Genomic DNA, 740 nt, shown 5'->3' on the forward strand with positions numbered 1-740 from the left:
AATTCCGAGACTGGCAAATATTATCGAATACGCCTCATGCTGGCTGCCATGTGGTCTGCACAGGAGTTTTTGAGTACTTACGGGGATACATTACTCCTTATCTCTGCAACCGGTGACCACCTGGTTGAACCCATTGGTCAAAGACTGGTTGTCGATGTGATCAAGGCCATTGACCTGAAAAAAGAATAAAGCGGTTATACGGGCAATATTGCAGGTAGTCCGACGTTTAGAGAAGGTAAAGTCCAACGCCTGCAGCAGTGGTTAAATGCACACAATAAACCATTAAAGGAAAGCTCGTTTTACAGCGACTCATTTAACGACATCCCCCTGCTGGAGACAGCCACCTTCCCGGTTGCTACCAATCCTGATAGTACGCTTCTCGACATGGCAGAAAAACGAGGATGGAAAATAATACAATTCAATTATTGATATTGTTCTACAAAAATAACAAGCATTTGTTACAGCACCCAAACTATCCAATTATCCAGACCTAAGCCCTCTTAGCGCTCAACCCACGCCTTGCGTGCCTGTAGGCGATAAAATATGAGATTATTTATGACCGAGTACTTAGCTATCATTCTTCACTTGATAGTTAATAAGCATATAGAAAACCGTAACACTGATAGCATACATAGAATATATAGATGCCATTGCACAAATATCCTTAAATCCCGCTTAACCTTGGGAATGTGAGCAAGCTGGCCGTACTTTTGGCAACAGAGTACAGTTTTTGCACAAAA

The 740-nt window shown here is 42.3% G+C and carries 1 protein-coding gene and 1 pseudogene; both read left to right on the top strand.

Annotation, left to right across the window (positions count from 1 at the left end; translation table 11 throughout):
* Positions 1 to 189, top strand: a pseudogene (locus tag ABD892_RS10305) (hypothetical protein); the annotation flags it as partial.
* A gap of 18 nt (positions 190 to 207) precedes the next feature.
* Positions 208 to 429, top strand: coding sequence for an HAD family hydrolase (locus ABD892_RS27080; protein WP_425559227.1), 222 nt, complete (start codon positions 208 to 210; stop codon positions 427 to 429).
* The last annotated feature ends 311 nt before the right edge of the window (positions 430 to 740 follow it).

The sequence above is a fragment of the Kistimonas scapharcae genome (assembly GCF_039540975.1).
Lineage (GTDB): Bacteria > Pseudomonadota > Gammaproteobacteria > Pseudomonadales > Endozoicomonadaceae > Kistimonas > Kistimonas scapharcae.